Source organism: Streptomyces sp. NPDC043746 (genome assembly GCF_056436485.1).
The window spans coordinates 26370-49868 of the sequence record NZ_JBWKCM010000010.1; the positions used below are offsets into that span (position 1 = coordinate 26370).

Below are 23499 nucleotides of genomic sequence, written 5' to 3' on the forward strand. Positions count from 1 at the left end.
TTTTTCATGCTCGGCGGGGGGGGGGGGTCCGGGGGGGGGGGGGGAGGGGGGGGGACATTGGGGGGGGGGCCCCCCCCCGGGCTGCCCGTCCCCACCCCCGACGAGGGACGGACAGCACGGTCCGGGGCTCCGGGGCGACAGACCCCGGCTCACGGCGAATCGAGCGGCCTTGCCCCGTCCCGGCTCCAGCGTCATGGACACGGAGGGGCGCTACAAGGTCCCCCTGGGGCCTGTGGCACGGAAGTGACCATTCCGGCACGGTGTGATCGCCGCGCGACGATGGCAGACTGGCACGGCGCAACGGACGAACAGCTGACCGGTCCCAGGGACGCACAGGTCGGCGGGACCGGTCGGCCGCAGGGGCACAGGAAAGCACGTCCGGGACGCACCGGGGATGACAAGGGGGAGGCGCCATGCCTCGTTGGAAGGCACTGCCCGACGAACTCGACCCGCGGACGAGCAAGTTCGCGAGCCACCCGCGCAGGCGCGTGGACAGCGCCCCCCAAGTCCCCGCCCAGCGGGGCGCTGTCGCCCCGGGGCGACAACGGCAGGGCGGTGGGAGCCGGCCGACCGAGCGACGGAACACCGGCGGCGGCGACAAGGGGGTCATGCTCGGCGTCGGCGCGGCCGGAGCGCTGATCGTGCTCGTCGGCGCGGTGATGCTCGCGCCGGGCGGCGAGCCCGCCGAGGCCACCCCGACGGCGGCGGCCACCCCGACGGCCCAGGACCCGACCGGTGACCCGGCCGGCGCCTCCGACGAGCCCGTCGCCGCACTGCCGGACGGCGTCGAGTGCCGGGGCGACGAGTGCGCGGGACGCAACCCCGACGCGATGGGGTGCGGCGGCGAGCACGCCCGTACGGTCACCACCACCGCGATCGGCACCGCCCGGGTCGAGGTCCGGTACAGCGAGGTCTGCTCCGCCGCCTGGGCCCGGCTCACCGAGGCGGGGCCCGGCGACACCGTGACCGTCACCGGCAGCGTGGCGGTGGCCGGGCAGCGCGGCGAGGTCGCGGTCACGGAGGCGTACACGCCGATGGTGGCTGTGGAGAAGGCGGCCGACGCGAAGGCCTGCGCGACGCTCACCTCCGGTACCCAGGGCTGCACCGCCTGACCCCGTCCACGCCCACAGGCACCGCTCCCCACCGCAGGCACCGCCGCCCTCGCCACGGCCCCTGGGGCACCGCCGCTCGCGCCCCCGGCAAGGCCCCGCCGCCCGCCCCCGCACGCGCTGCGTGACCGGTTGTGTGCGGTGCCACAGGGGGCCGGGCGGCCCACCCCGCCCGGGTCCGATAGCCTGACCGCCGGATATCTCTTCACGTCAAGATTTGATCCGGGCGCGAAGGGATCTCCCGCACCAGGGTCCGGCACCAGGGGCCGGGACCCCCACCGCCAGCTGTCTAACGGAGACCGCCATGACCCGCACTCCCGTCAATGTCACCGTGACCGGCGCTGCCGGCCAGATCGGCTACGCGCTGCTCTTCCGCATCGCCTCCGGCCACCTGCTCGGCCCGGACGTGCCGGTCAACCTGCGCCTCCTGGAGATCCCGCAGGGCCTCAAGGCCGCCGAGGGCACCGCGATGGAGCTCGACGACTGCGCCTTCCCGCTGCTGCGCGGCATCGAGATCACCGACGACCCGAACGTCGGCTTCGCCGGTGCGAACGTGGCCCTGCTCGTCGGCGCCCGCCCGCGCACCAAGGGCATGGAGCGCGGTGACCTGCTCGCCGCCAACGGTGGCATCTTCAAGCCGCAGGGCAAGGCCATCAACGACCACGCCGCGGACGACATCAAGGTCCTCGTCGTCGGCAACCCGGCCAACACCAACGCGCTCATCGCGCAGGCCGCCGCCCCGGACGTACCGGCCGAGCGCTTCACCGCGATGACCCGCCTGGACCACAACCGCGCGATCTCGCAGCTGGCCGCCAAGACCGGTGCCGCCGTCTCCGACATCAAGAAGCTGACGATCTGGGGCAACCACTCGGCCACCCAGTACCCGGACATCTTCCACGCGGAGATCGCCGGAAAGAACGCCGCCGAGACCGTCAACGACGAGGTGTGGCTGGCCGACACCTTCATCCCGACCGTCGCCAAGCGCGGCGCCGCGATCATCGAGGCCCGTGGCGCGTCCTCCGCCGCCTCGGCCGCCAACGCCGCCATCGACCACGTGCACACCTGGGTCAACGGCACCGCCGAGGGCGACTGGACCTCGATGGGCATCCCGTCGGACGGCTCCTACGGCGTCCCCGAGGGCATCATCTCCTCCTTCCCGGTCACCACGAAGGACGGAAAGTACGAGATCGTCCAGGGCCTGGACATCAACGAGTTCTCCCGTGCGCGCATCGACGCCTCCGTCCAGGAGCTCACCGAGGAGCGCGACGCCGTCCGCGAGCTGGGCCTCATCTGACCCGTAGGCAACGGCAGGGCGCACCGCGGACGCGGACCCACGCCCGCACCGCACCGGGGCCCCGGCAGCACTCCCGCTGCCGGGGCCCCGGCGTCGCAGTGACCCCCGGCGGCGCGTGCTACCGCAGGCGAACCGCCGCCTCGCGCGCCGCCGCCACCGCCCGCTGCTGGAGGGCCGGCCCGAACGTCACCCGTCCAGCGCCGAGACCGCCCAGCCGCCGCACATCGGCCGGGTCCGGCGTGCCGAAGGCGTTCAGCGGTACGGGGACGGCCGCGGCCAGCCCCGGCAGCTCCTCGGGCGGGGCCGCGATCGGGTAGACGCAGTCGGCGCCCGCCGCCGCGTAGCGCAACGCCCGCTCCAGCGTGGCCGCGGCCCGGTCCGTACCGGCGGGCACCTCACGGACGTGGACGTCCACACGGGCGTTGAGGAAGAGCCGGCCTCCCGCCGCCGCACGGAAACGGGCCAGCCGGTCGGCCTGGCGCACCGGGTCCACCAGGACGCCGTCCACCGAGTCCTCCAGGTTGCAGCCGACAACCCCCGCCTCCAGGAGCCGGTCCACCAGTTCCTCAGGCGTCAGCCCGTACCCGGCCTCGATGTCCGCCGACACGGGGACCGAGACCGCGTGGACGATCCTCGCCACGGCGGCGAACATCTCCCCGGCCGGGGTCCGGCCGTCCTCGTGGCCGAGCGAGGCGGCGACGCCCGCGCTCGGGACCGCCAGCGCCGGGAACCCCGCTTCCTCCAGCGCCCGCGCGCTCGCCGCGTCCCACGGCCCCGGCAGCACCAGCGGGTCGCCGGGAGTCCGCCCGTGGTGCAGCGCGCGGAAGACGGAGACGGGGTCGGTCATGGGGGCTCCTCGCGAAGGGCGGACGTGGCGGTTCGGTTCAGTGCTTCGGGTCGCCCGGCGTGTAGTGCCCCGGGGCCTGGCGGGTGGTCACCCCGAAGCGGTTCCAGGCGTTGATCACCGTGATCGCGGCGATCAGCCGGGCCAGTTCGGCCGCCTCGAAGTGTTCGGCGGCCCGGGCGTACACCTCGTCCGGGACGAAACCGTCGGTCAGGACGGTGACGGCCTCGGTCAGTTCGAGTGCCGCGATCTCCCTCTCCGTGTAGAAGTGGCGCGACTCGTCCCAGGCGCTGAGCTGGACGATCCGCTCGACGCTCTCGCCCGCCGCCAGGGCGTCCTTGGAGTGCATGTCCAGGCAGAGCGCGCACCGGTTGAGCTGCGAGGCCCGGACCTTCACCAGCTCCAGCAGCAGCGGGTCGAGCCCCTTCCGCGCGGCCGCGTCCAGCCGGACCATCGCCTGGAAGACCTCGGGGACCAGCTCGGTCCAGGGCAGCCGGGCAGGGTGCTCGGGGGCGTACGGGGAGGGCGCGGGGGAGGGGGTGCGGTGGGCGGGTGTCGTCGTCATGGCTCCGACGCTACGGGCCCGGTGGCGCACCGGTATGGTCCATCTCCATGACGGATTCGTGGGCCACTTTCGGTGCCGACCTGCATCTGGAACCGGTCGGTCCCGGGCTGCGCAGCGGGCTGATCCAGGCCCTGCGGGAGGCCGTGCGCGCCGGGCGGCTGGCCCCCGGCACCCGGCTGCCGTCCTCCCGGGCGCTCGCCGCCGACCTGGGCATCGCCCGCAACACCGTCGCCGGGGCCTACGCCGAACTCGTCGCCGAGGGCTGGCTCACCGCCCGACAGGGCTCGGGCACCCGGGTCGCGCAGCGGGCCGTGCCACGCCGGTCGGACCCGGTGGCGCCCCTCGCCCGCCCGGCCCGCCCCCGTACCCGCCACCACCTCAAGCCCGGCTCCCCGGACGTCTCCGCCTTCCCCCGCACCGCCTGGCTCCGGGCCGCCCGCAAGGCGCTCACCGCCGCACCCGACGAGGCCTTCGACTACGGTGACCCGCGCGGGCGCCCCGAACTGCGCACGGTGCTGGCCGAGTACCTGGCCCGCGCCCGGGGCGTCCACGCCGACCCGGAAGCCATCGTGATCTGCTCCGGCTTCACCCACGGGCTGCGGCTGCTCGGCACGGTCCTGCGCGGGCGCCGGGTGCGGGAGATCGCCGTCGAGTCGCACGGGCTGGGCCACCACCGAGACCTCCTGACCGGCGCCGGTCTGGCCACCCCCCTCCTGGAGGTGGACCACCTCGGCGCCCGGACCGGGGAGCTGGCGGCGATGCGCGGTACGGGGGCGGTCCTGCTGACCCCGGCGCACCAGTTCCCCTTCGGCGTACCGCTCCACCCGGACCGGCGGACCGCCGCCGTCGACTGGGCCCGCGCCACCGGGGGCCTGATCCTGGAGGACGACTACGACGGGGAGTTCCGCTACGACCGGCAACCCGTGGGGGCTCTTCAAGGGCTGGACCCCGAGCGGGTGGTGTACCTCGGCACCGCCAGCAAGTCCCTCGCCCCCGGGCTGCGGCTGGGGTGGATGGTGCTGCCCCGGGGCCTGGTGGCGGAGACCGTGGCGGCGAAAGGCGCGGCCGACCGGACCTCCGGGGCCGTCGAGCAGCTGACGCTGGCGGAGTTCATCGCCTCGGGGGCGTACGACCGGCACGTGCGCTCCATGCGGCTGCGCTACCGGCGCCGCCGCGACCAGCTCGTCGCCGCGCTGGCCGAACGCGCGCCCGGCACCGAGGTCAGCGGGATCGCCGCCGGGCTGCACGCGGTCGTCGAACTCCCCGCCGGCACCGAGCGTTCGGTGGTCCGGGCGGCGGCCTCCCGAGGCCTGGCGCTGGAAGGCCTCGCGGACTACCGCCACCCCGACGCCCCGGACGGCCGCGACGCCCTGGTCATCGGCTACGGCGCACCCTCGGAGAGCGCCTGGGCGGGGGCGCTGGACGCGCTGTGCCGGGTGCTGCCCCGGGAGGGAGGCGACTTTCGAACCGACGTCCCCGACAACTAGTCTGACAAGTCGTCCGGCGTGAACGGGGTGCCGGACCGCACCACGTACCACGGGGGAGAACTGAACATGGCACCACGAAGGTTGAGGTCGAGCACGGTCGTGCTCGGCGGCATGGGGCTGCTCGCCCTGACGATCACCTCCTGCGGCTCGGAGCCGGACCGGCGGTGCGCCGACCGGATCACCCGCGAGACCCTGCCCAGTTACGAGTGCCGGGGCTCCGGCAGCGGCGGCGGGTCGGGCGGCTCCGGGGGCGGTTCCGGCCGGGGCTCGTACTACTACGGCGGCAGCACCAGCAGTTACGACGGCAAGGTCCAGGGCGGCAGCTTCGACAAGTCGGCGGTCGACCGGGGCGGCTTCGGCTGCACCAGGTCCGGCGGAGGCTGAGCCGGTGGAGCGCCGCACGATCGCACCGCGCCCCGGCTGGCAGGAGACCGTCGAGTCCCAGGGGCTCGTCTATCCGCTCACCCGCCACCCGGACGGGTCGCTGCGCCCCTACTGGGACGAGAGCGCCTACTACGTCTTCTCGCTGCCCGAGGTCGAGGCGCTGGAGGAGACCGTCGAGGAGCTGCACGCGATGAGCCTGGCCGCCGCCGCGCACATCGTGGCGCAGGACCGGTTCGCCGACCTCGGGATCACCGACCCGCGACTGGCGTCGCTGGTCGCCGAGTCCTGGCACCGCCGTGACGAACTGCCGTCCCTGTACGGGCGGTTCGACCTGCGGTACGACGGGCACGGCCCGGCGAAGATGCTGGAGTACAACGCCGACACCCCGACCTCGCTGGTGGAGGCGGCCAGCCCGCAGTGGTTCTGGATGGAGGAGCGGTTCCCCGGCGCCGACCAGTGGAACTCGCTGCACGAGCGGCTGGTCGACGCCTGGAAGCGGCAGGCGCCACTGCTGCCGCCGGGCCCGGTCCACTTCGTGCACTCGGAGGGCGACGAGGCGGGCGAGGACCTGATGACGGTCGCGTATCTGCGCGAGACCGCCCAGCAGGCCGGGCTGGACACCGAGGCGCTGTCGGTGGAGGAGATCGGCTGGGACCGGCTGAGCGGGCGGTTCGTCGACGACCGGCTCCGCTTCATCCGCAGCTGCTTCAAGCTCTACCCGTGGGAGTGGCTGACCACGGACCGCTTCGGTCCGCGGGTGCTGGAGACCCTCGACAACGGCGGGGGCTCCGGCACCACCTGCTGGATCGAGCCCGCCTGGAAGATGCTGCTCTCCAACAAGGCGCTGCTGGCGGTCCTCTGGGAGCTGTACCCGGGCCACCCCAACCTGCTGCCCGCCTACCTGGACGGCCCGCGCGAGCTGGCCGGGCCCGTCGGGGCGGGGTACGTCTCCAAGCCGCTGCTGGGCCGCGAGGGCGCCGGGGTCGACCTGCACGGGCCGGGCTCCCCGGCCGTCCTGCGCCAGGAGCCGTGCTGCTACCAGGAGTTGGCGCCGCTGCCCGATGTCGAAGGCAACCGGGTGGTGCTCGGGGCCTGGGTGGTGGAGGACGAGGCGGCGGGGCTCGGCATCCGGGAATCGGCGGGGCCGGTCACGGACGAGTACGCCCGCTTCCTGCCCCACGTCATCCTCTGACCCTCTTCCGAGCGGCTCAGACGCTGAGCACCGTACGCAGCCGGTCCAGGCCCCAGTCCAGGTCCTCCTTGGAGATCACCAGCGGCGGGGCGATCCGGATGGTCGAGCCGTGGGTGTCCTTCACCAGCACCCGCTCCGCCAGCAGCCGCTCCGAGATCTCCCGGCCGGTGCCCAGGGCGGGTGCGATGTCGACGCCCGCCCACAGCCCCCGGCCGCGTACGGTCTCCACCGCCCCGCCGCCCACCAGCAGCCCCAGCTCCCGGTGCAGATGGTCGCCCAGCTCGGCGGCGCGCTCCTGGAACTCCCCGGTCCGCAGCATCGCGACCACCTCCAGCGCCACCGCGCACGCCAGCGGGTTCCCGCCGAAGGTGGAGCCGTGCTCACCGGGCCGGAACACCCCGAGGATCTCCGCCGACGAGACCACCGCCGACACCGGGACCACTCCGCCCCCGAGCGCCTTGCCCAGCAGGTACACGTCCGGCACCACGCCCTCGTGCTCCAGCGCGAACGTCTTCCCCGTACGCCCCAGCCCCGACTGGATCTCGTCCGCGACGAAGAGCACGTTCCGCTCGCGCGTCAGCTCCCGCACCCCGGGCAGATAGCCGGCCGGCGGCACCAGCACCCCGGCCTCGCCCTGGATCGGTTCGAGCAGCACGGCCACGGTGTTCTCGGTCATCGCCTCCCGGAGCGCGGTGAGATCCCCGTACGGCACGATCTCGAACCCCGGGGTGTACGGGCCGTAGTCGGCCCTCGCCTCCGGGTCCGTGGAGAAGCTGACGATCGTCGTCGTGCGGCCGTGGAAGTTGTCCGAGGCCACGATGATCTTGGCCATCCCGTCCGGGACGCCCTTGACCCGGTAGCCCCACTTGCGGGCGGTCTTCACCGCCGTCTCCACGGCCTCCGCCCCGGTGTTCATGGGCAGCACCATCTCCATGGAACACAGCTCGGCCAGCTGTGCACAGAAGTCCGCGAACCGGTCGTGGTGGAAGGCCCGGGAGGTCAGCGTCACCCGCTCCAGCTGGGCCTTGGCCGCGTCGATCAGCCGGGGGTTCCCATGGCCGAAATTGAGCGCCGAGTATCCGGCCAGCAGATCGAGATAGCGGCGACCCTCGACATCGGTCATCCAGGCGCCCTCGGCCGAGGCCACGACGACCGGCAACGGGTGGTAGTTGTGCGCGCTGTGCGCCTCGGCGGAGGCGATGGCAGTTTCCGTGGCGGACACGGGATCTCCGTTCGTCGTACGGCGTGGGCGTGGGTGTGCCCACTTTGTATCGTCGGTCGCATCCGGCGCGGGGAAACCTTCACTCTCCGGCGCGCCCGCCCGCGCAGCCCCCGGCGCAGCGCCGCACGCGCCCCGGTCGGCGGCGCGCCCTTCGCACGCTCCTGCCCCCGCACGGGCCCGCGCGTGCCCCGTGGGGCCGTGCACGATGTGCCTGTGACCATCCCCTCACCGGCCCGCGTGTGCTCCGGCGGCCGGAATGTGCGCTTCGTCTCAGGTGCGTGCTCCCGGGGCGTGAGGGGCCCCGCCCCCGAGCGGGTGCGCCCCCGCTGCGCCCCGCACCGGCTGCCGGAGATCGCCCCCGCACCTGAGACAATGGGCCCATGGCCTCTGATCGCCCCGCGCTCTCCACCGACCAGCCGCAGACGGGCCGCCCCGGCGCGCCCGCCCGCCCCCGTGTGCTCTCCGGGATCCAGCCCACCGCCGGCTCGTTCCACCTCGGCAACTACCTGGGCGCGGTGCGCCAGTGGGTGGCGCTGCAGGAGACGCACGACGCCTTCTACATGGTCGTGGACCTGCACGCGATCACCGTCCCGCAGGACCCCGCCGAGCTGCGGGCCAACACCCGGCTCGCGGTGGCGCAGCTGCTCGCGGCCGGACTGGACCCGGAGCGGTGCACGCTCTTCGTCCAGAGCCATGTGCCCGAGCACGCCCAGCTCGGCTGGGTGATGAACTGCCTCACCGGCTTCGGCGAGGCCTCCCGGATGACGCAGTTCAAGGACAAGTCCGCCAAGCAGGGCGCCGACCGGGCCACCGTCGGCCTCTTCACCTACCCGGTCCTCCAGGTCGCGGACATCCTGCTCTACCAGGCCAACCAGGTCCCGGTGGGCGAGGACCAGCGCCAGCACATCGAGCTGACCCGGGACCTCGCGGAGCGGTTCAACGGCCGGTTCGGGCAGACGTTCACCATCCCGGCGCCGTACATCCTCAAGGAGACGGCGAAGATCTACGACCTCCAGGACCCGGCGGTCAAGATGAGCAAGTCGGCCTCCACGCCGAAGGGCCTCATCAACCTGCTCGACGACCCGAAGGCCACGGCCAAGAAGGTCAAGAGCGCCGTCACCGACACCGACACGGTGATCCGCTTCGACGCCGAGAAGAAGCCGGGCGTCAGCAATCTGCTCACCATCCTCTCCACCCTCTCCGGCAGCCCCGTCGAGGAGCTGGAGCGGGCGTACGAGGGCAAGGGGTACGGCGCGCTCAAGACCGACCTGGCCGAGGCCATGGTGGAGTTCGTCACTCCGTTCCGGGCCCGCACCCAGGAATATCTGGACGACCCCGAGACGCTGGACTCCATCCTGGCCAAGGGAGCGGAGAAGGCCCGGGCCGTCGCCGCCGAGACCCTGGCGCAGACGTACGACCGGATGGGCTTCCTGCCCGCCAAGCACTGAGTCCAAGGGCCCTGGCGAGATCAGGGCCCCAGGGGCCAGACTTGCGGCGGCAGGTCGCGGCGCAAGGCCGGAAATCGACCATCGACGACGGAGGAGAACGACGTGGGGACCGTAACGCTCGGCGTTTCGATCGCGGTCCCGGAGCCCTACGGCAGCCTGCTCCAGGAGCGGCGCGCGAGCTTCGGGGACCCTGCCGCCTACGGCATTCCCACCCACGTCACCCTCATGCCGCCGACCGAGGCGGAGGCGGCCGACCTGCCGGCGATCGAGGCGCACCTCGACACGATCGCCACGGCCGGCCGCCCCTTCCCGATGCGGCTCTCCGGCACCGGCACGTTCCGGCCGCTCTCCCCGGTGGTCTTCGTCCAGGTGGTGGAGGGCGCCTCCGCCTGCTCCTGGCTCCAGAAGCGGGTCCGGGACGCCTCGGGACCGCTGGTGCGCGAGCTCCAGTTCCCGTACCACCCGCACGTCACCGTGGCCCACGGCATCTCCGAAGAGGCGATGGACCGGGCCTACGCGGAGCTGGCCGACTACGAGGCGGCCTGGACCTGCGGCTCCTTCGCCCTCTACGAGCAGGGCGCGGACGCGGTCTGGCGCAAGCTCCGCGACTTCCCGTTCGGCTCCGGCGGCAGCACCCCCGCCGTCCCGGCCCAGGGCGGGTACACGATGGGCGCCCCGTCGTTGCGCCCCTGACCCGGCGGACACGCCCCGCACCGGCAGCCGCGCCGCTGACCGCGGACGGCTGATCGAGGGGCCCGCCGGTCACACCGGCAGCCGCCGGAACACCGGTCATACCGGCAGCCGCCGGAACACCGAGCGCGGCACATGCCGCAGCGCCGACATCACCACCCGCAGCGAACCGGGCACCCACACCGTCTCCGACCGCCGCCGCAGCCCCGTCACGATCGCCCCGGCGACCGCCTCCGGCGTGGTGGCGAACGGCTGCTCCGGCCGCCCGGCGCCCGCCCGCGTCCGTACGGCCCCGGGGCGCACGACCAGCACCTGTACGCCGGTGCCCTGGAGCGCGTCCCCGAGCCCCTGGGCGAACGTGTCCAGCCCCGCCTTGCTGGAGCCGTAGATGAAGTCGGCGCGCCGGGCCCGCTCCCCGGCCACCGAGGAGAGCACCACCAGCGACCCGTGCCCCTGCGCCTGGAGTGCGCCGGCGCACACCAGCCCCGCCGAGACCGCCCCCGTGTAGTTGGTCTGGGCGACCCGCACGGCGGCCGTCGGCTCCTCCTCGTCCCGCGCCTGGTCCCCGGTGACCCCGAACGCCATCAGCACCACGTCGATGTCCCCCTCCGCGAAGACCTTCCCGAGCACCTCTTCGTGGGTGCCGGTCTCCAGCGCGTCGAAGGCGACCGTGCGGACGTCGGCGCCCCGGTCGCGCAGCTCGACGACCGCCGCGTCCAGAGCGGGGGAGGGGCGGCCCGCCAGCCAGACGCGGCGGGCGCGCAGGGCGATCAACCGGCGCGCGGTGGCGAGGGCGATCTCCGAGGTGCCGCCGAGGACGAGCAGGGACTGCGGGGCACCGAAGGCGTCCTTCACGGAACACTCCTGTTCAGGGGGTGGAGAAGCGTCAGGGGGTGGAGAAGCGTCAGGGGCGGAGGAGCCTGAGGGGGCGGAGCAGCGGGTGGAAGTACGTCACAGACCGAGTCGGCGGGCCAGGTCCGAGCGGAACGCCCCCGTCGGGTCCAGCTCCGCCCGCAGCTCCCGGAAGTGCGGAAGCCGCGGGTACATGGCGGCCGCGGTCTCCGGGCGCATCCGGGCGTCCTGCGCCAGGCAGACCCGGCCCCCGGCCGCCGCCACCTCCGCGTCGAGCCCGTCCAGGAAGCGGCCGAGGCCGGGCAGGGCGGCGGGCAGCTCGACGGTGAGAGCCCACCCGGGGGCGGGGAACGACAGCCACCCCGGCGAGGCGGCGCCGAACCGCTGGAGCTCGGCCCGGAGGGCGGCGCAGCGGTGCGCCGCGATCCGGCGCACCACCCGGCCCAGCGCCTCCTCCTGCCCGTACCCGACCGTGAACCGGTACCGCACGACCCCGGCGCGGCCGGTGGAGAGGGCGCACAGGCGGTGCAGCCGGTCCGCCGCGGGGGTGGCGTCCAGCGGGTGGAAGAAGGCAGCGGGTGTCCGCAGCCCACCGCTCCGGGCGCGGGGCGCACTCCGGTAGCGGACCTCGTCCACCAGGGCGGCGGCCGGGCCCAGCAGCCCGCGGGGGAGGGCCGACAGGGCGACGGCCCAGGGCTCGCGCCGCCGTCGAGCCGCTGTGCGCCGGGCGTGCGCCGGTAGCACGGCGAGGGGCGCATGCTCCCCCCGGGTGAGGACACCGCGCCCTGCGGCCCGGCCCCGGGCGGAGAGATCGACCCAGGCGGACGCGTACGGCATCCGGTCGCCCCCGGCCGTGAACCGCGCCAGCAGGTCGTCCAGGTTCCGGGCGCGCTCGGTGGAGACGGCGATCAGCCCGGTCGCCACCCGCTGCAGCCGCAGCGTGGCGGAGAGGATCACGCCCGTCAGCCCCAGTCCGCCGGCCGTCGCGTCGAAGAGGGCGGTGCCGGGGGTCACCGTACGGACCTCGCCGTCGGCGGTGAGCAGTTCCAGCGCGACGACGTGCCGGGCGATCGAACCGGCGGCCGGGTGGTCGCTGCCGTGCACATCGGAGCCGATCGCGCCGCCCACGGTGATCCGGCCCGTCCCGGGCACGACCGGCGGGAACCAGCCACGCGGCGGCAGCACCCGCAGCAGCCGCTCCAGGCTCACCCCCGCGTCGCAGCGGACCGTCCCCGCCACCTCGTCCAGGGCGCGGATCCGGTCCAGCCCCGTCATGTCGAGCACCGAGCCGCCCGCGTTCTGCGCCGCGTCCCCCGGGGCCCGCCCGAGCCCCCGGGCGAGGGCGCCCCGGGGCCCCCGGCCCCGGACCACGGCAGCCGCCTCCTCGTACGTACGGGGGCGGAACCGTACGGCGGTGGTCGGGGCGGTGCGGCCCCAGCCGGTCAAGGACACCGTGTCGACGGACATGCCCGTGACCGTAGCCCCGGCCGTATGACACGGGAAAACCTATTCGTCCCCTTTGTTACACCCCTCACCGGAATGGGTGATGAAGCGCGTGTCACCGAGGCGAGGAGTGGTCCGTCCGGACGCGTCCGGAAGAGTCCTCGGTGCGGTCCGACGGTTTTCCGGGCCCGGCAGGGTACGCGTACGTCCATGGACTGGCTCAAGAAACTCCCCGTCGTCGGGCCGCTCGTCTCCCGGTTGACGGAGACGCACGCCTGGCGCTCCTACGAGCGGCTGGAGAAGGTCCACTGGGCCAGGCTCGCCGCCGCGATCACCTTCATCAGCTTCCTGGCGCTCTTCCCGCTGATCGCGGTCGGCGCGGCGGTCGCCGCCGCACTGCTGAGCGACCAGCAGCTGGACACCATCAAGGAGAAGCTCGCCGAGCAGGTGCCGGGCATCTCCGACCAGCTCGGCATCGACGGTCTGGTGGCCAACGCGGGCACGGTCGGTCTGGTGGCCGGGGCGCTGCTGCTGTTCACCGGCGTCGGCTGGATCGGCTCGATGCGGGAGTGCCTGCGCGCGGTCTGGGAGCTGGACGACGTGCAGGAGGCCAACCCGGTCGTCGCCAAGCTCAAGGACGCCGTGCTCCTGGTCGGCCTCGGCGGTGCCGGACTCGCCACCCTCGCGGTCTCCACGGCCGGCTCCACGGCCCTCGGGTGGAGCGCCGAGCGGCTCGGCATCCCCGAGGGCGGCGCGGGCGGCATCCTGCTCCGGGTGGCCGCCCTGCTGGTGGCGGCCCTGGGTGGCTTCCTGCTGATGCTCTATCTGCTCTCGCTCCTGCCCGGGGTGGAGCCGCCCCGGCGCCGACTGGTGGTCGCGGCCGTGATCGGCGCGGTCGGCTTCGAACTGCTCAAGCTGCTGCTCGGCAGCTACATGAAGGGGGTCGCGGGCAAGAGCATGTACGGGGCGTTCGGCGTACCGATCGCGCTGCTGCTGTGGATCAACTTCACCGCGAAACTGCTGCTGTTCTGCGCCGCCTGGACCGCGACCGGCTCCAAGGAGGAGGAGCTGGAGAAGGCCGACGGGCCGGACGGGGCCGCGGAGGACGGGCCGGGGAACGCGGAAGCCGCCGGGCCCGTGGAGAGCGCCGGCGGCTCCACCCGTACCGCCTGATCGGGCCCTACGGCGACTTCTGCGGCTCGCTCTCCGCGTCCGGCCGCTGGTCGGGCTTCCGGTCCGGCTCCCCGCCCGGTGCCCCGTCCTGCGGGCGGCGGGCCAGACCCGGCACCGGCCAGCGGCGGTTGACCAGGAACACCCCGGCCGCCAGGAGCACCAGCACCCCGCCGACGATCGCCAGCGCGATCCCGACGCCGCCCGAGCCCTGCCCGGCCGCCGCCGCGTGCGCGGCCTTCGCCTGGCCCCCGGAGCCCTGGTCGGCCCCGGCGGCCGGCTCCGCACCCTTGCCGCCGGAGACCGTACCGGCGCCCGTGTCCACGGACCTCGGCGGCACCAGCTCACCGACCGGCCGCACCTTGCCGCTCGCGGCGAAGCCCCAGTCGAGCAGGTGGGCGGCCTCCTTGTAGACGGCGTGGCTCTCGTCCGCCGACGGGTTCATCACCGTGACCAGCAGCACCCGGTCATCGCGCTCGGCGACGCCGGTGAAGGTGTTGCCGGCATGGGTGGTGTAGCCGTTCTTGACGCCCGCGATGCCCTTGTACGGCTCGACGCCGTTGTCCCCGGTGATCAGGCGGTTGGTGTTCTGGATCTCGAAGGTCTCGCGTTTCTTCCCCTTCTTCTGCTCGCCGGGGAAGTCGGCGGAGGCCGTCGCCGCGTACTCGCGGAAGTCCTTCTTCTGCATGCCGCTGCGGGCGATCAGCGTCAGGTCGTAGGCGCTGGAGACCTGGCCCGGCGCGTCGTACCCGTCCGGCGAGACCACCGTGGTGTCCAGCGCCTGGAGCTCCTCGGCGTGCCGCTGCATCGCCGCCACCGTCTTGGGCACGCCCCCGTACATCTCCGAGAGCACATGCACGGCGTCGTTGCCCGAGCGCAGGAAGACCCCGAGCCACAGGTCGTGGACCGTGTACGTGTGGTCCTCCTTGACCCCGACCAGGCTGCTGCCCTCGCCGACCCCCGTCAGGTCGCTGTCCTTCACCGTGTACGTGCGGGAGGTGGGCTGGAGCGCGGGCAGGACCGTGTCCGCGAACAGCATCTTCATCGTGGAAGCCGGCGGCAGCCGCCAGTGCGCGTTGTGCGCCGCCAGCACCTGGCCGCTCTCCGCGTCCGCGACGATCCACGAGCGGGCGGTCAGCCCCTTCGGCAGCACGGGCGCCCCCGGGCCGAGGTTGACCTGGGTGCCGTTCTTGGAGAGCTGCTCGCCCCCGACGCTCGACATGACGTGGTTCGGCTGGGGCTGCTTGTCCTTCTCCTTGTCCTTCTCGGCCGCCGACGCGGGAGCGAGGACAAGAGTGGACATCACCACGGTGGAGGCGACGGTCAAAGCGATCTTTTTGAGAGCTGGCACGGTCGAAAACGTACAGGGTGGGAATGTGGATGAGGACCCCGACCTGCTGACCCGCCGGAGGGATGGCCGGGACTGCCCCTTTCGGACGCCACCCGGGGCGAGGGACCGGGCGGGTGGCGGCGATACCGGACCCATGAACCTCAGCCGCCCCGCTTTCTGGTTCCTGCTCGTCTTCGGGCTGTGGAGATGGTTCATCCGGATCGCTTTCCATATGTGGCTGATCTGCAGCGCCTCGGTGACAGGGAAGACCAGGTGAGAGCCTTGACCCCTGCTGTCCCGGCCGTGGGAGCCGAGCGGGCGGACACGGAGCGGCCTTCCGCACCCGACAGCCCACGGCGCGCCCCGACTCGTCCCAGGCGTCGGGGGCGCGGGGCGCAGCCGCTGAGGCGTGGGCGGCGAGTCGGGGTCGGGAGGCGGTTCACACGTTCAAAGACGTCGGTAGGTCCGTTGGGGATCCACCGTTGTCCGTCCGGTTTTCGAAGACCTCCTGTCCGCGGTGCGCGCGGGTGAGGTCGACGCGCTTGAACCGTTGCTCGACACGTCGAAACGTGATCGGGGTCGCGTCTTCGCGCTCGTCACAGCGTCGCGGAGCAGGGCAGCGACATCAGGGCGGAGCGGCGATGTCCCGAGCGCTGCCCCCGGCACGGCACAGGTGAACGCCGGGCCCCATCGACGTCCTCGACACATCGGCGCCCACCGTGCACGAACTCGGCAGGAAATCAGAATCCCTCGTCCACTGACGAGTCGGAGAGGTACGGCTCATCGGTCCGGTGCCTGGGATTCAGCGGATTGGTTTCCCCCTTACCTGTCATGCCGTCGAGAACGAGACCATTGTCACGAATTTCGTGTCCGCTCTCCTGGACGATCCTCATCATCTCCGCCTTCGCGTCAGGATGGTCCTTCATCCACTGCGGCATTTCCCATCCCGGAAAGAAACCGCCATGGGACCCGGCCGTCACGATCCGGTAGCCATGGGGCTCGGCGATGAATCTGTTGAAGATCGCATGCGCCCAGTGGCAGGCCACGCAGTCACGCTTCCTGCCGCCGACAGGCCAGTCCTTGAGGGCTCCCGGGACCGGGTGCGGCCGTGCTTCCATTGCCGCCTTCACCTTGTCGAGCAGAGCCATCTCTCCGTGAATCTTCCCACCGCCTGGCGCCTTGTTCGCGGTGTTCGCCCACTGGAGCTGCTGAGGATTTCTCACCGCGGTCTCTATCGCGCGGAGATCCGCGGCGTGATCCGGGTGTTCGTGCAGATAGCTTCCGTCGAGCAGAGAGACCAGCTTCTTCTCGTCATGCCCGTCACCGGCTCTCATGGCCTGCTCGTTCAGCCTGGCCATGGCCGCGGTGCGCTTGACCGCCTTCATCCCGGTGTTACCGGCGATGTGCACCTGGCCGTCGATCAACGTGAGCGCGAGATGGGGGCTCCCGACAGCACCCAGACTCATGCTGCCGGGCTCGTCGTATTTCGCACCCATCATGACTCGCGACATTCGATTCAACATCCGGGTGGTGACGTCCACCTCCGAATGAACTTCACTTCCCGCAGCAAGAACACCAGACGGGGGCGTGATGCCGTCAGGTGCCGGTTTCTGCGGGACGTACTGCTGATACCCCACGCTCGCGGCGTCTTTGCTGCTCTCCTGCGCCGTCTTCACCGGCCTGTATCCAGCCGGAGGATCATCCGGCCGGAGCGTTTCCTCTCGGGCATCCCACCAGACGCGCTGAACAGCGGCCGTCGCCGATGAAGGACCCCCTGCGGAAGGGCCCGCCATGTCCCGGGGCTCGTCCTCCCGGACAGGCGCGGCGGCGGACATGACGCGGCGCGCGTTGGCCTCCGCCTCCCGCTCGAACCGGTCCGACGGGTCGGACACCCTGAGCCCGTCACCGTGGTCCGTACCCGCGACAGGGCCTTGGCGCTGCTGAATGACATGGGTGAGTTCGTGGGCGAGAGTGTGCTTGTCCCGGCCGCCTTCGCCGATGACGATGTGGTTGCCGGAGGTGTAGGCGCGCGCGCCCACCTCGGCCGCGGACGCCTTCGCGGCGGCGTCCGTGTGGATCCGTACGTCGGAGAAGTCCGCACCCAGACGCGCCTCCATGTCCCCGCGGACGGCCTCGTCCAGGGGTCGGCCGCTGGTGCGCAGGACATCGTGGACGGCGGAGCGCTGCACGGTCGGCCGCTCGGCCTGGTGTTCGCAGTCGGCACTGTGCCGGTGTTCCTCGGGTGGGGCCCACGGGAGACCGGCCCGACGGAGCATCTGGACGACCGCGGCATTGCCGAGCGTGCCCTGCAGGCCGAGCAGGCCACGCAGTTCTGCAGGCGATTCAGGCCCCGGGAGGCGGGAAGAGACGCGGTTCTTTTCGGCCCCGGTGCTTTCGGCGTTCTCGTGAGCGTGCAAGAGGTCCTCTTCTGCGCAGGTCGGTCGATCCTCCCTGACTACACGGTGGCCGATCGCCGATGCCAGGTACGCGCGGGCACCATGAACTGCCCGTAAGGGCACCGAGTCGCTCGGCGCGGTGGTCGCCCCGTGTACGCGTCCGCACGGGTCGCGGGCGGACCGCGGGCAGGGACCGCTCATCCGGCCGCAGCGGCTCCGCGGAAGGACCGCCAGGACTTCAGGCGGGCGACGCCTCGTCCGCCAGGGGCGCGGGCCTGTGCGCGTGCCCGGTTCAGCGTCCGTTCGGGCGGTGACAGTGCGCCGTCGGGCGGGCGGCGGACGACAGGGGTGCCCCGGAGCCGGTGCCCCCGCAGGCGCGGTCGGGGAGCACGGGGACGCCCTGGCGTCCGCGGATTCGGATGGTGCGGTGGGTGCGTGCGGCGGTCGGATCGTCGCTGAGTGGGACCATGCCTCAACGGCCCCGTCCGTGCGCTTCCCCCGTGGCGTGTGGGCGGGGCTCCTCCTTGCCCGCGTTCGCTCGTACGCCCCTCAGGCCGATCACGCCGACCGCCGTCCCTAGGATGAACGACGTCACGGCGAGGGCGAGATGAACCCAGAAGTAGGCGGTCGGGTCGCCCGCGTCGTCGAAGGCGAGTCCGCTCGCGTCCTTGTACAGGTTCCGAGCGAAGGTGATCCAGATCATCCAGGACCAGGCACCGAACGCGAGCAGGAACCAGGACGTGCGACGGCTGAGCTTCACGGGATGCCCTTCCGGGGGGAGGCGGGTCGGTCCTGCCAGTATCCGACCCGTGCCCCCTGCCGTGGCGGCTGGGGTCCGTACGGCAGCGGGCTCGCGTTCGCCGACGCGGGCGAGCCGACCGGGGTACTTCTGGGCCCACCTGCTGCTCGCCATCACGTCCCTTCTTCTGGGGACGGGGGCCGTCGCTCGGGTTGCGCGGGGTCCGGGCTCCGCGCGACGAGCGCGCATGACGACAGGAGCGGGGAAGCACGGATGGCAGCAGTGATCTTCGCCCTGGTGGCGCTCGTGGTGCTGGCACTGCTGGCGGGCGTGCACCGCTATGTGTGGCGCCGACTGGTCGGTGACACGACGGCGCCCGGCAGCGCCCTGCGCAGGGCGGGCACCCTCGCGGCCTTCGTGCTGCCCCTGCTCAGCCTCGGGGCCATGACCTCGGGCCGGCTCGGCGCGCCCTTCTGGCTCCAGCAGGTGCTGGCCTGGCCGGGCTTCCTGTGGCTGGCCGCCCTGCTGTACCTGACGCTGGCCCTGCTGGTGGGCGAGTTCGTCCGCCCGGTGCTGCTCCGGGTGCTCGCCCGGCGCGACGCGGCGGCCGAGGCCCGGACCCCCGTCGCGCTGCCGTCGGAAACCGTCGCGACGACAAGCGGAATCCGGCCCCGTACGGAGGAACTCGTCCCGCACGGCCCTGCCGCCTCCACCACCCCGGCCGATCAGGCCCCCGCGACATCCGTGGGCGTCCTGCCCGCCGAACCGCAAGCGGACGCGGTACGGGGCGCGGAGACCGTACGGGACGAGGAAGCGGTGCGGAGCGCGGAGGCCGTACGGGACGAGGAAGCGGCACGGGACGCGGAGGCCGTACGCCGTTCGGATCAGGCGGCACCGCCCGTCGAACCGGAACCGGCTGACGTGGCCTCCGCCACGCCCCTCGCGCGCCCCTCCCGCCGTCTCTTCGTCTCCCGGGTGGTCGGCGGGGCCGCTGCCGCCGCCGGGCTCGCCACCGTCGGGTACGGGACCGCCGACGTGCTGCGCGGGCCGCGGGTGCAGCGCGTCACCGTGCCGCTGGCCAGACTGCCCCGGGCGGCCCACGGCTTCCGGATCGCCGTGGTCAGCGACATCCACATCGGCCCGATCCTCGGCCGCGCCCACACCCGGCGGATCGTCGACACGATCAACTCCACCTCGCCCGACCTGGTCGCCGTCGTCGGCGACCTGGTCGACGGCACCGTGGCGGACCTCGGCTCCGCCGCCGAGCCGCTGGCCGGGCTCCGCGCCCCGCACGGCAGCTTCTTCGTCACCGGCAACCACGAGTACTTCTCCGGCGCGCGGCAGTGGGTGGACCACGTCCGCGAGCTGGGGCTGGTCCCGCTGGAGAACGCCCGGGTGGAGATGGGCGCCTTCGACCTCGCAGGGGTGAACGACGTCGCGGGCGAGACCGAGGGCCAGGGCCCGGACTTCGTCCGCGCGCTCGGGGACCGTGACCGGACGCGGGCCGCCGTCCTCCTCGCGCACCAGCCCGTCGTCATCCACGACGCCGTCGAGCACGGCGTCGACCTCCAGCTCTCCGGCCACACCCACGGCGGACAGCTCTGGCCGGGGAACTACCTCGCGGAGCTGGCCAACCCGACCGTCGCCGGGCTCGAACGGTACGGCGACACGCAGCTGTTCGTCTCGCGCGGCGCGGGTGCCTGGGGGCCGCCGGTCCGGGTCGGCGCCCCGCCCGACATCACGGTCGTCGAACTCGCCTCCCGCCGGGCCTGAGGCCCGCCTCCCGGTCCCGCTGACGTTGCGGATGCGATCATGCACGCTTCAACGAAACCGCACCGCAACGTCACCCTCAGCTACGGAAAACCCCAGGCGGGGGGCGGGAAACGGCCTTTTCGGACACGGTCCGTCGACCGTGTCCAACAAAAGGCTGTGAGTGCCCTATTTACTCTTCCAGATGTGAAAATCGTGTGATTGGGTAAGCGCGAACATGCGGCGGTGTGCGTGTCTGCGCGCAACTGCGGTGGTGGGGCTGGTAAGGGAGAGCACGGCAATGCGGTCGGTCCGGGTACGGATTCTCGCGATTCTCGCGGTTTTGAGCATGACAGGTGTGGCGGGATGCCAGCTTCTCCCGTCAGGGGGAGCGAAGTCCGACGCGATCACCGTCGGGACATCGGACATCGTGTCCTCCCTGGACCCGGCCGGCGCGTACGACGCGGGCTCCTGGGCGATCTACAGCAACATCTACCAGTCGCTGATGACCTTCAAGCCCGGCGCCATCGTGCCGGAGCCGGACGCGGCGGAGAGCTGCGCGTTCGTCGGGCAGAAGCTCCAGACGTACCAGTGCAGGCTCCGTGACGACCTGACCTTCTCCAACGGCCGGAAGATCACCGCCGAGGACGTCAAGCACTCCTTCGACCGGATCTTCACGATCAAGTCGGACGTCGGCCCCTCGGGCCTCTTCCCCACCCTCGACACGGTGACGACCGAGGGCCGCACGATCACGTTCAACCTCTCGGGCAAGGACGCCACCTTCCCGCAGAAGCTGGCCACCGGCGCCGCGGCGATCGTCGACTCGACCAAGTACCCGGCGGACGAGCTGCGCAAGGGCAACCAGGTCGACGGCTCCGGCCCGTACGTCCTGCGGTCGTACGAGTCGGGGACCCGCGCCGAGCTGGTGCCCAACCTGAAGTACAAGGGCGCGCTCAAGAAGACCGGTGAGGCCGTCACCATCCGCTACTTCAAGGCCTCCGAGGACCTGCTGTCCGCCTGGAACAGCGGCGATGTCGACATCGCCCACCGCCAGCTGCCGTCCTCCAAGCTCGCGGAGCTGGACGAGGGCGACCCGGAGCTGCGCGTCACCGAGGCGGCCAGCGCCGAGATCCGCAACATCATCTTCAACACCCGCAAGGACTCGCCGTTCGGCGAGAAGAAGGTCCGCCAGGCCGTCGCCGCGCTCCTGGACCGGGGCCCGCTGGTGAGCAAGGTCTACCAGGGCACGGTCCAGCCGCTGTACTCGCTGATCCCCACCGGCTACATCGGGCACAGCACCCCCTTCTTCGACGCCTACCCCAGCTCCGACCCCAAGCGCGCCAAGAAGCTGCTGGCGGAGGCCGGTGTCGAGACCCCGGTCGCCGTCAACTTCGCCTACCGCGAGGGCGACATGTACACCAAGGAGACCGCCGAGCTGCGGCGCCAGCTGGAGAAGGACGGGCTCTTCAAGGTCTCGGTCAAGGCCGTGGAGTGGACGCGCTACCAGAAGGGCTACGCGGCCGGTGAGTACGACATGTACACCGTCGGCTGGTTCCCCGACTTCCCGGACCCGGACACCTTCAGCCAGCCGCTCGTCGGCACCGGCAACGTCCTGCACAGCGGCTACTCCAGCAAGAAGATGGACCAGCTGATCGCCGCGACACAGCAGTACAGCGACCGCGGCCGCACCTCCAACGACTTCAAGGAGATGCAGAAGCTGGTCGGAGAGGACGTGCCGCTGCTGCCGCTGTGGCAGAAGAAGGACTACGTCGTCGCCAGGACGGGCGTCGCCGGCTCGCAGTACCTCTCCGACGGCACGGGCTTCTGGCGCCTGTGGGAGCTCAACCGGATCTGACCGGCCGCTCCTCCTCGTGCCCGTCCCGGCCGGCCGGGACGGGCACGAACTCCACCAGCAGCGCGTGCACCTGCCGCACGAGCGGCCGCAGCACCCGGAACCGGGAGAGCGCGACGGCCCGTGCGGCGATCGGCGCGGTGCGCTCGACGAGCCGGCGGCTGCGCTCCGCGCCCGGGGACCGGTCGTACACCCAGAACAGCACCAGCCCCATCTGCATCAGCCAGAGCAACTCGGGCAGCAGCGGGGCCAGTTCGGGATCGCTCTTGGTGCTCGAACCGGCGAGGGCCTCCCGGTGCAGGGCGATCGCCGCCTCGCGGGCCGCCTCCGACTCGTCGGAGAACGGGGAGAGCGGACTCTCCGGGTCGGCCGCGTTCTTGAAGAACTGGGCGGCGAACCGGTGGTACGGCTCCGCCACGTCCAGCCACACCAGAAGCAGCCCCCGGACCCGGTCGACCAGCTCCTTCTCCTGTACGAGGACGGGCCGCACCGCGCGAGCGTGCTCGGCGGCGATGCGGTCGTAGAAGCCCTGGACCAGGTGCTCCTTGGAGGAGAAGTAGTAGTAGGCGTTCCCGACGGAGACGCCCGCTTCCTGGGCGATGGCCCGCATGGTCGTCCTGTCGTACCCGCGCTCGGCGAAGAGCCGCAGGGCCGTCTCGAGAATCAGCGTGCGGGTCTGCTCGCTCTTCGCGGCCTTGCCGGACGGTGCGCTTCTGCCGGTCCCTGCGGGCTCGGCGGCCCCGTTCTCCCGCACGTTCTCCTCTTCCCTCACCACGGGCCCCACACTAAGGGCTGTCCCGGACGACGTGCCCTACAGGGACTCAGGTGCGGGCCCCGAAGGCCGCGGCTCCTGAGCCACCGGCCCCGGCGGCCCGGTCAGCGCGTCCGCGATCTCCGTACGCAGCGCCTCACCGCGCAGTCGCGGCAGCTCCGCCAGCATCTCGGCCCACTCCCTGACCGAAGAGTCCACCGCCTCCCGGAACCCCCGCTCGACCGGCTTGCGGGCGAAGAACAGCCCCACCGCCGCGACCGGCCGCAGCAGCCACCGCCCGCGCAGGCTCAGCACGACGCAGACCTGCCAGGAGCCGTCTGCGGCCGGGCGCGGGGTGACCGTGAGCCGGGCCTTGCCGAGCCGGTGGACGGCCTTGCCGACGACCGGGGCACGGGCCGCCGGGGGAGCCGCCGGGGGCCGGTCCAGCGCCGCCCACCAGGCGTTCAGGTCGGCCTTGGCGCGGCCGGAGAAGCGGTACAGCGAACCGCCCTCGGGGTTGTGCCCGTCGAGGGAGACCTCCAGCGACCGGGGGGACCGTGGCTCACGCAGCCGTACCCCCACCCGCATCGACATGCCCTCCTCCACCGCGTGGCTCTCCACCGCGATGACACGGGAGGGCCGCCACTCACGGAGGACGGCGACCTCCTCACGCGGGACGGCGACCTTTGGGCCGCCCGTCCTTGGCGGGACGGCCCCCGGAGCGGCGTCCGCCCTGCCCGGCCCCTCGTCCTTCCCGCCGGATACCTCCCGGGATGTCTCCGCGTACTGCGCCCCCGGCTGCAGGTGACGCCCCTTCACCAGCCGCAGCCCGTGCACCGGGCGCCCGTCGGGCAGCAGGATCGCCCCGTCCCGCACGCGGGAGGCCTCGAAGAGGTCCACCACATGTCCGGCGGCCTCTTCGAACCAGCCCCGGTCCACGGCTGCGACGGTGACCGTGTGCTCGAAACGTGCCATGGTTCGG

Annotated in this window: 20 protein-coding genes and 2 pseudogenes; 11 read left to right on the plus strand and 11 right to left on the minus strand. The window is 72.6% G+C overall.

The genetic code is table 11. From position 1 onward, the window contains the following. Positions 1-413 precede the first annotated feature (413 nt). Together AC0682_RS13450 and AC0682_RS13455 are read left to right on the plus strand one after the other, a co-directional pair. Positions 414-1112 (plus strand): DUF2690 domain-containing protein, encoded by a 699-nt coding sequence (locus AC0682_RS13450; protein WP_478532864.1) that lies wholly within the window; start codon positions 414-416, stop codon positions 1110-1112. A gap of 301 nt (positions 1113-1413) precedes the next feature. Beyond that, positions 1414-2403 (plus strand): malate dehydrogenase, encoded by a 990-nt coding sequence (locus tag AC0682_RS13455; protein ID WP_254811869.1) that lies wholly within the window; start codon positions 1414-1416, stop codon positions 2401-2403. Between the two features lie 118 nt (positions 2404-2521). On the opposite strand, the gene AC0682_RS13460 is transcribed toward AC0682_RS13455, so the two are convergent. Further along, positions 2522-3250 (minus strand): isocitrate lyase/PEP mutase family protein, encoded by a 729-nt coding sequence (locus tag AC0682_RS13460; protein ID WP_478532866.1) that lies wholly within the window; start codon positions 3248-3250, stop codon positions 2522-2524. 37 nt (positions 3251-3287) lie between these two features. Beyond that, entirely contained in the window at positions 3288-3812 is a 525-nt protein-coding gene (locus AC0682_RS13465; protein ID WP_478532868.1) for a carboxymuconolactone decarboxylase family protein, read from the minus strand. Between the two features lie 47 nt (positions 3813-3859). On the opposite strand from AC0682_RS13465, the gene pdxR reads away from it, so the two are divergent. The 3 genes from pdxR to AC0682_RS13480 all read left to right on the plus strand — a co-directional run bounded on the left by pdxR (position 3860) and on the right by AC0682_RS13480 (position 6875). Further along, positions 3860-5299: a MocR-like pyridoxine biosynthesis transcription factor PdxR gene (pdxR, locus tag AC0682_RS13470; protein WP_478532870.1), complete on the plus strand. Its 1440-nt coding sequence runs from the start codon at positions 3860-3862 to the stop codon at positions 5297-5299. 66 nt (positions 5300-5365) lie between these two features. Further along, positions 5366-5683, plus strand: coding sequence for a hypothetical protein (locus AC0682_RS13475; RefSeq protein ID WP_254811865.1), 318 nt, complete (start codon positions 5366-5368; stop codon positions 5681-5683). Between the two features lie 4 nt (positions 5684-5687). Beyond that, a complete protein-coding gene (locus tag AC0682_RS13480) occupies positions 5688-6875 on the plus strand; it encodes a glutathionylspermidine synthase family protein (RefSeq protein WP_478532872.1) in 1188 nt (395 codons plus the stop codon). 16 nt (positions 6876-6891) lie between these two features. Here AC0682_RS13480 and rocD read toward each other — a convergent pair whose 3' ends face one another. Beyond that, entirely contained in the window at positions 6892-8097 is a 1206-nt protein-coding gene (gene rocD / locus AC0682_RS13485) for an ornithine--oxo-acid transaminase (protein WP_478532873.1), read from the minus strand. A 455-nt stretch (positions 8098-8552) separates the two neighbouring features. On the opposite strand from rocD, the gene trpS reads away from it, so the two are divergent. Continuing rightward, positions 8553-9545 carry a tryptophan--tRNA ligase gene (gene trpS / locus AC0682_RS13490; protein ID WP_254813204.1) on the plus strand — a complete coding sequence of 331 codons (993 nt, stop codon included), beginning with the start codon at positions 8553-8555 and terminating at the stop codon, positions 9543-9545. 102 nt (positions 9546-9647) lie between these two features. Further along, positions 9648-10238, plus strand: a complete 591-nt coding sequence (locus AC0682_RS13495) for a 2'-5' RNA ligase family protein (RefSeq protein ID WP_254811862.1) — start codon at positions 9648-9650, stop codon at positions 10236-10238. Positions 10239-10334: 96 nt separating this feature from the next. Here the strand turns inward: AC0682_RS13495 and AC0682_RS13500 are convergent, their stop codons facing one another. Further along, complete coding sequence (locus AC0682_RS13500) at positions 10335-11090, minus strand: decaprenylphospho-beta-D-erythro-pentofuranosid-2-ulose 2-reductase (protein ID WP_478532874.1); 756 nt, start codon at positions 11088-11090, stop codon at positions 10335-10337. Positions 11091-11186: 96 nt separating this feature from the next. Beyond that, positions 11187-12554 carry an FAD-binding oxidoreductase gene (locus tag AC0682_RS13505; RefSeq protein WP_478532875.1) on the minus strand — a complete coding sequence of 456 codons (1368 nt, stop codon included), beginning with the start codon at positions 12552-12554 and terminating at the stop codon, positions 11187-11189. A 186-nt stretch (positions 12555-12740) separates the two neighbouring features. Here AC0682_RS13505 and AC0682_RS13510 point away from each other — a divergent pair, with 186 nt between their 5' ends. After that, positions 12741-13703 (plus strand): YihY/virulence factor BrkB family protein, encoded by a 963-nt coding sequence (locus tag AC0682_RS13510; RefSeq protein ID WP_254811860.1) that lies wholly within the window; start codon positions 12741-12743, stop codon positions 13701-13703. A gap of 7 nt (positions 13704-13710) precedes the next feature. On the opposite strand, the gene AC0682_RS13515 is transcribed toward AC0682_RS13510, so the two are convergent. From AC0682_RS13515 to AC0682_RS13530, 4 genes and pseudogenes are all read right to left on the minus strand, one after another. Then, a complete protein-coding gene (locus AC0682_RS13515; protein ID WP_478532876.1) occupies positions 13711-15051 on the minus strand; it encodes a D-alanyl-D-alanine carboxypeptidase family protein in 1341 nt (446 codons plus the stop codon). Positions 15052-15770: 719 nt separating this feature from the next. Beyond that, the gene (locus AC0682_RS13520) at positions 15771-17447 is read right to left on the minus strand and encodes an eCIS core domain-containing protein (protein WP_478532877.1); all 1677 of its coding nucleotides are present in this window, start codon (positions 17445-17447) and stop codon (positions 15771-15773) included. Positions 17448-17644: 197 nt separating this feature from the next. Next, a pseudogene (locus AC0682_RS13525) lies at positions 17645-17877 on the minus strand (IS5/IS1182 family transposase); the annotation flags it as partial. Between the two features lie 21 nt (positions 17878-17898). Beyond that, positions 17899-18186 carry an SCO4848 family membrane protein gene (locus AC0682_RS13530; protein ID WP_478532878.1) on the minus strand — a complete coding sequence of 96 codons (288 nt, stop codon included), beginning with the start codon at positions 18184-18186 and terminating at the stop codon, positions 17899-17901. 81 nt (positions 18187-18267) lie between these two features. Here AC0682_RS13530 and AC0682_RS13535 point away from each other — a divergent pair. The 3 genes and pseudogenes from AC0682_RS13535 to AC0682_RS13545 form a co-directional block, all read left to right on the plus strand. Beyond that, positions 18268-18416, plus strand: a pseudogene (locus tag AC0682_RS13535) (SCO4848 family membrane protein); the annotation flags it as partial. Positions 18417-18447: 31 nt separating this feature from the next. Then, a complete protein-coding gene (locus AC0682_RS13540; protein ID WP_478533032.1) occupies positions 18448-19938 on the plus strand; it encodes a metallophosphoesterase in 1491 nt (496 codons plus the stop codon). Between the two features lie 277 nt (positions 19939-20215). Then, positions 20216-21769: an ABC transporter substrate-binding protein gene (locus AC0682_RS13545; protein WP_254811858.1), complete on the plus strand. Its 1554-nt coding sequence runs from the start codon at positions 20216-20218 to the stop codon at positions 21767-21769. On the opposite strand, the gene AC0682_RS13550 is transcribed toward AC0682_RS13545, so the two are convergent. Then, complete coding sequence (locus AC0682_RS13550; RefSeq protein WP_478532880.1) at positions 21756-22541, minus strand: TetR/AcrR family transcriptional regulator; 786 nt, start codon at positions 22539-22541, stop codon at positions 21756-21758. The two genes, AC0682_RS13545 and AC0682_RS13550, sit on opposite strands and share 14 nt — an antisense overlap. Positions 22542-22577: 36 nt before the next feature. After that, positions 22578-23492 (minus strand): hypothetical protein, encoded by a 915-nt coding sequence (locus tag AC0682_RS13555; RefSeq protein ID WP_478532881.1) that lies wholly within the window; start codon positions 23490-23492, stop codon positions 22578-22580. Between the last annotated feature and the right edge of the window lie 7 nt (positions 23493-23499).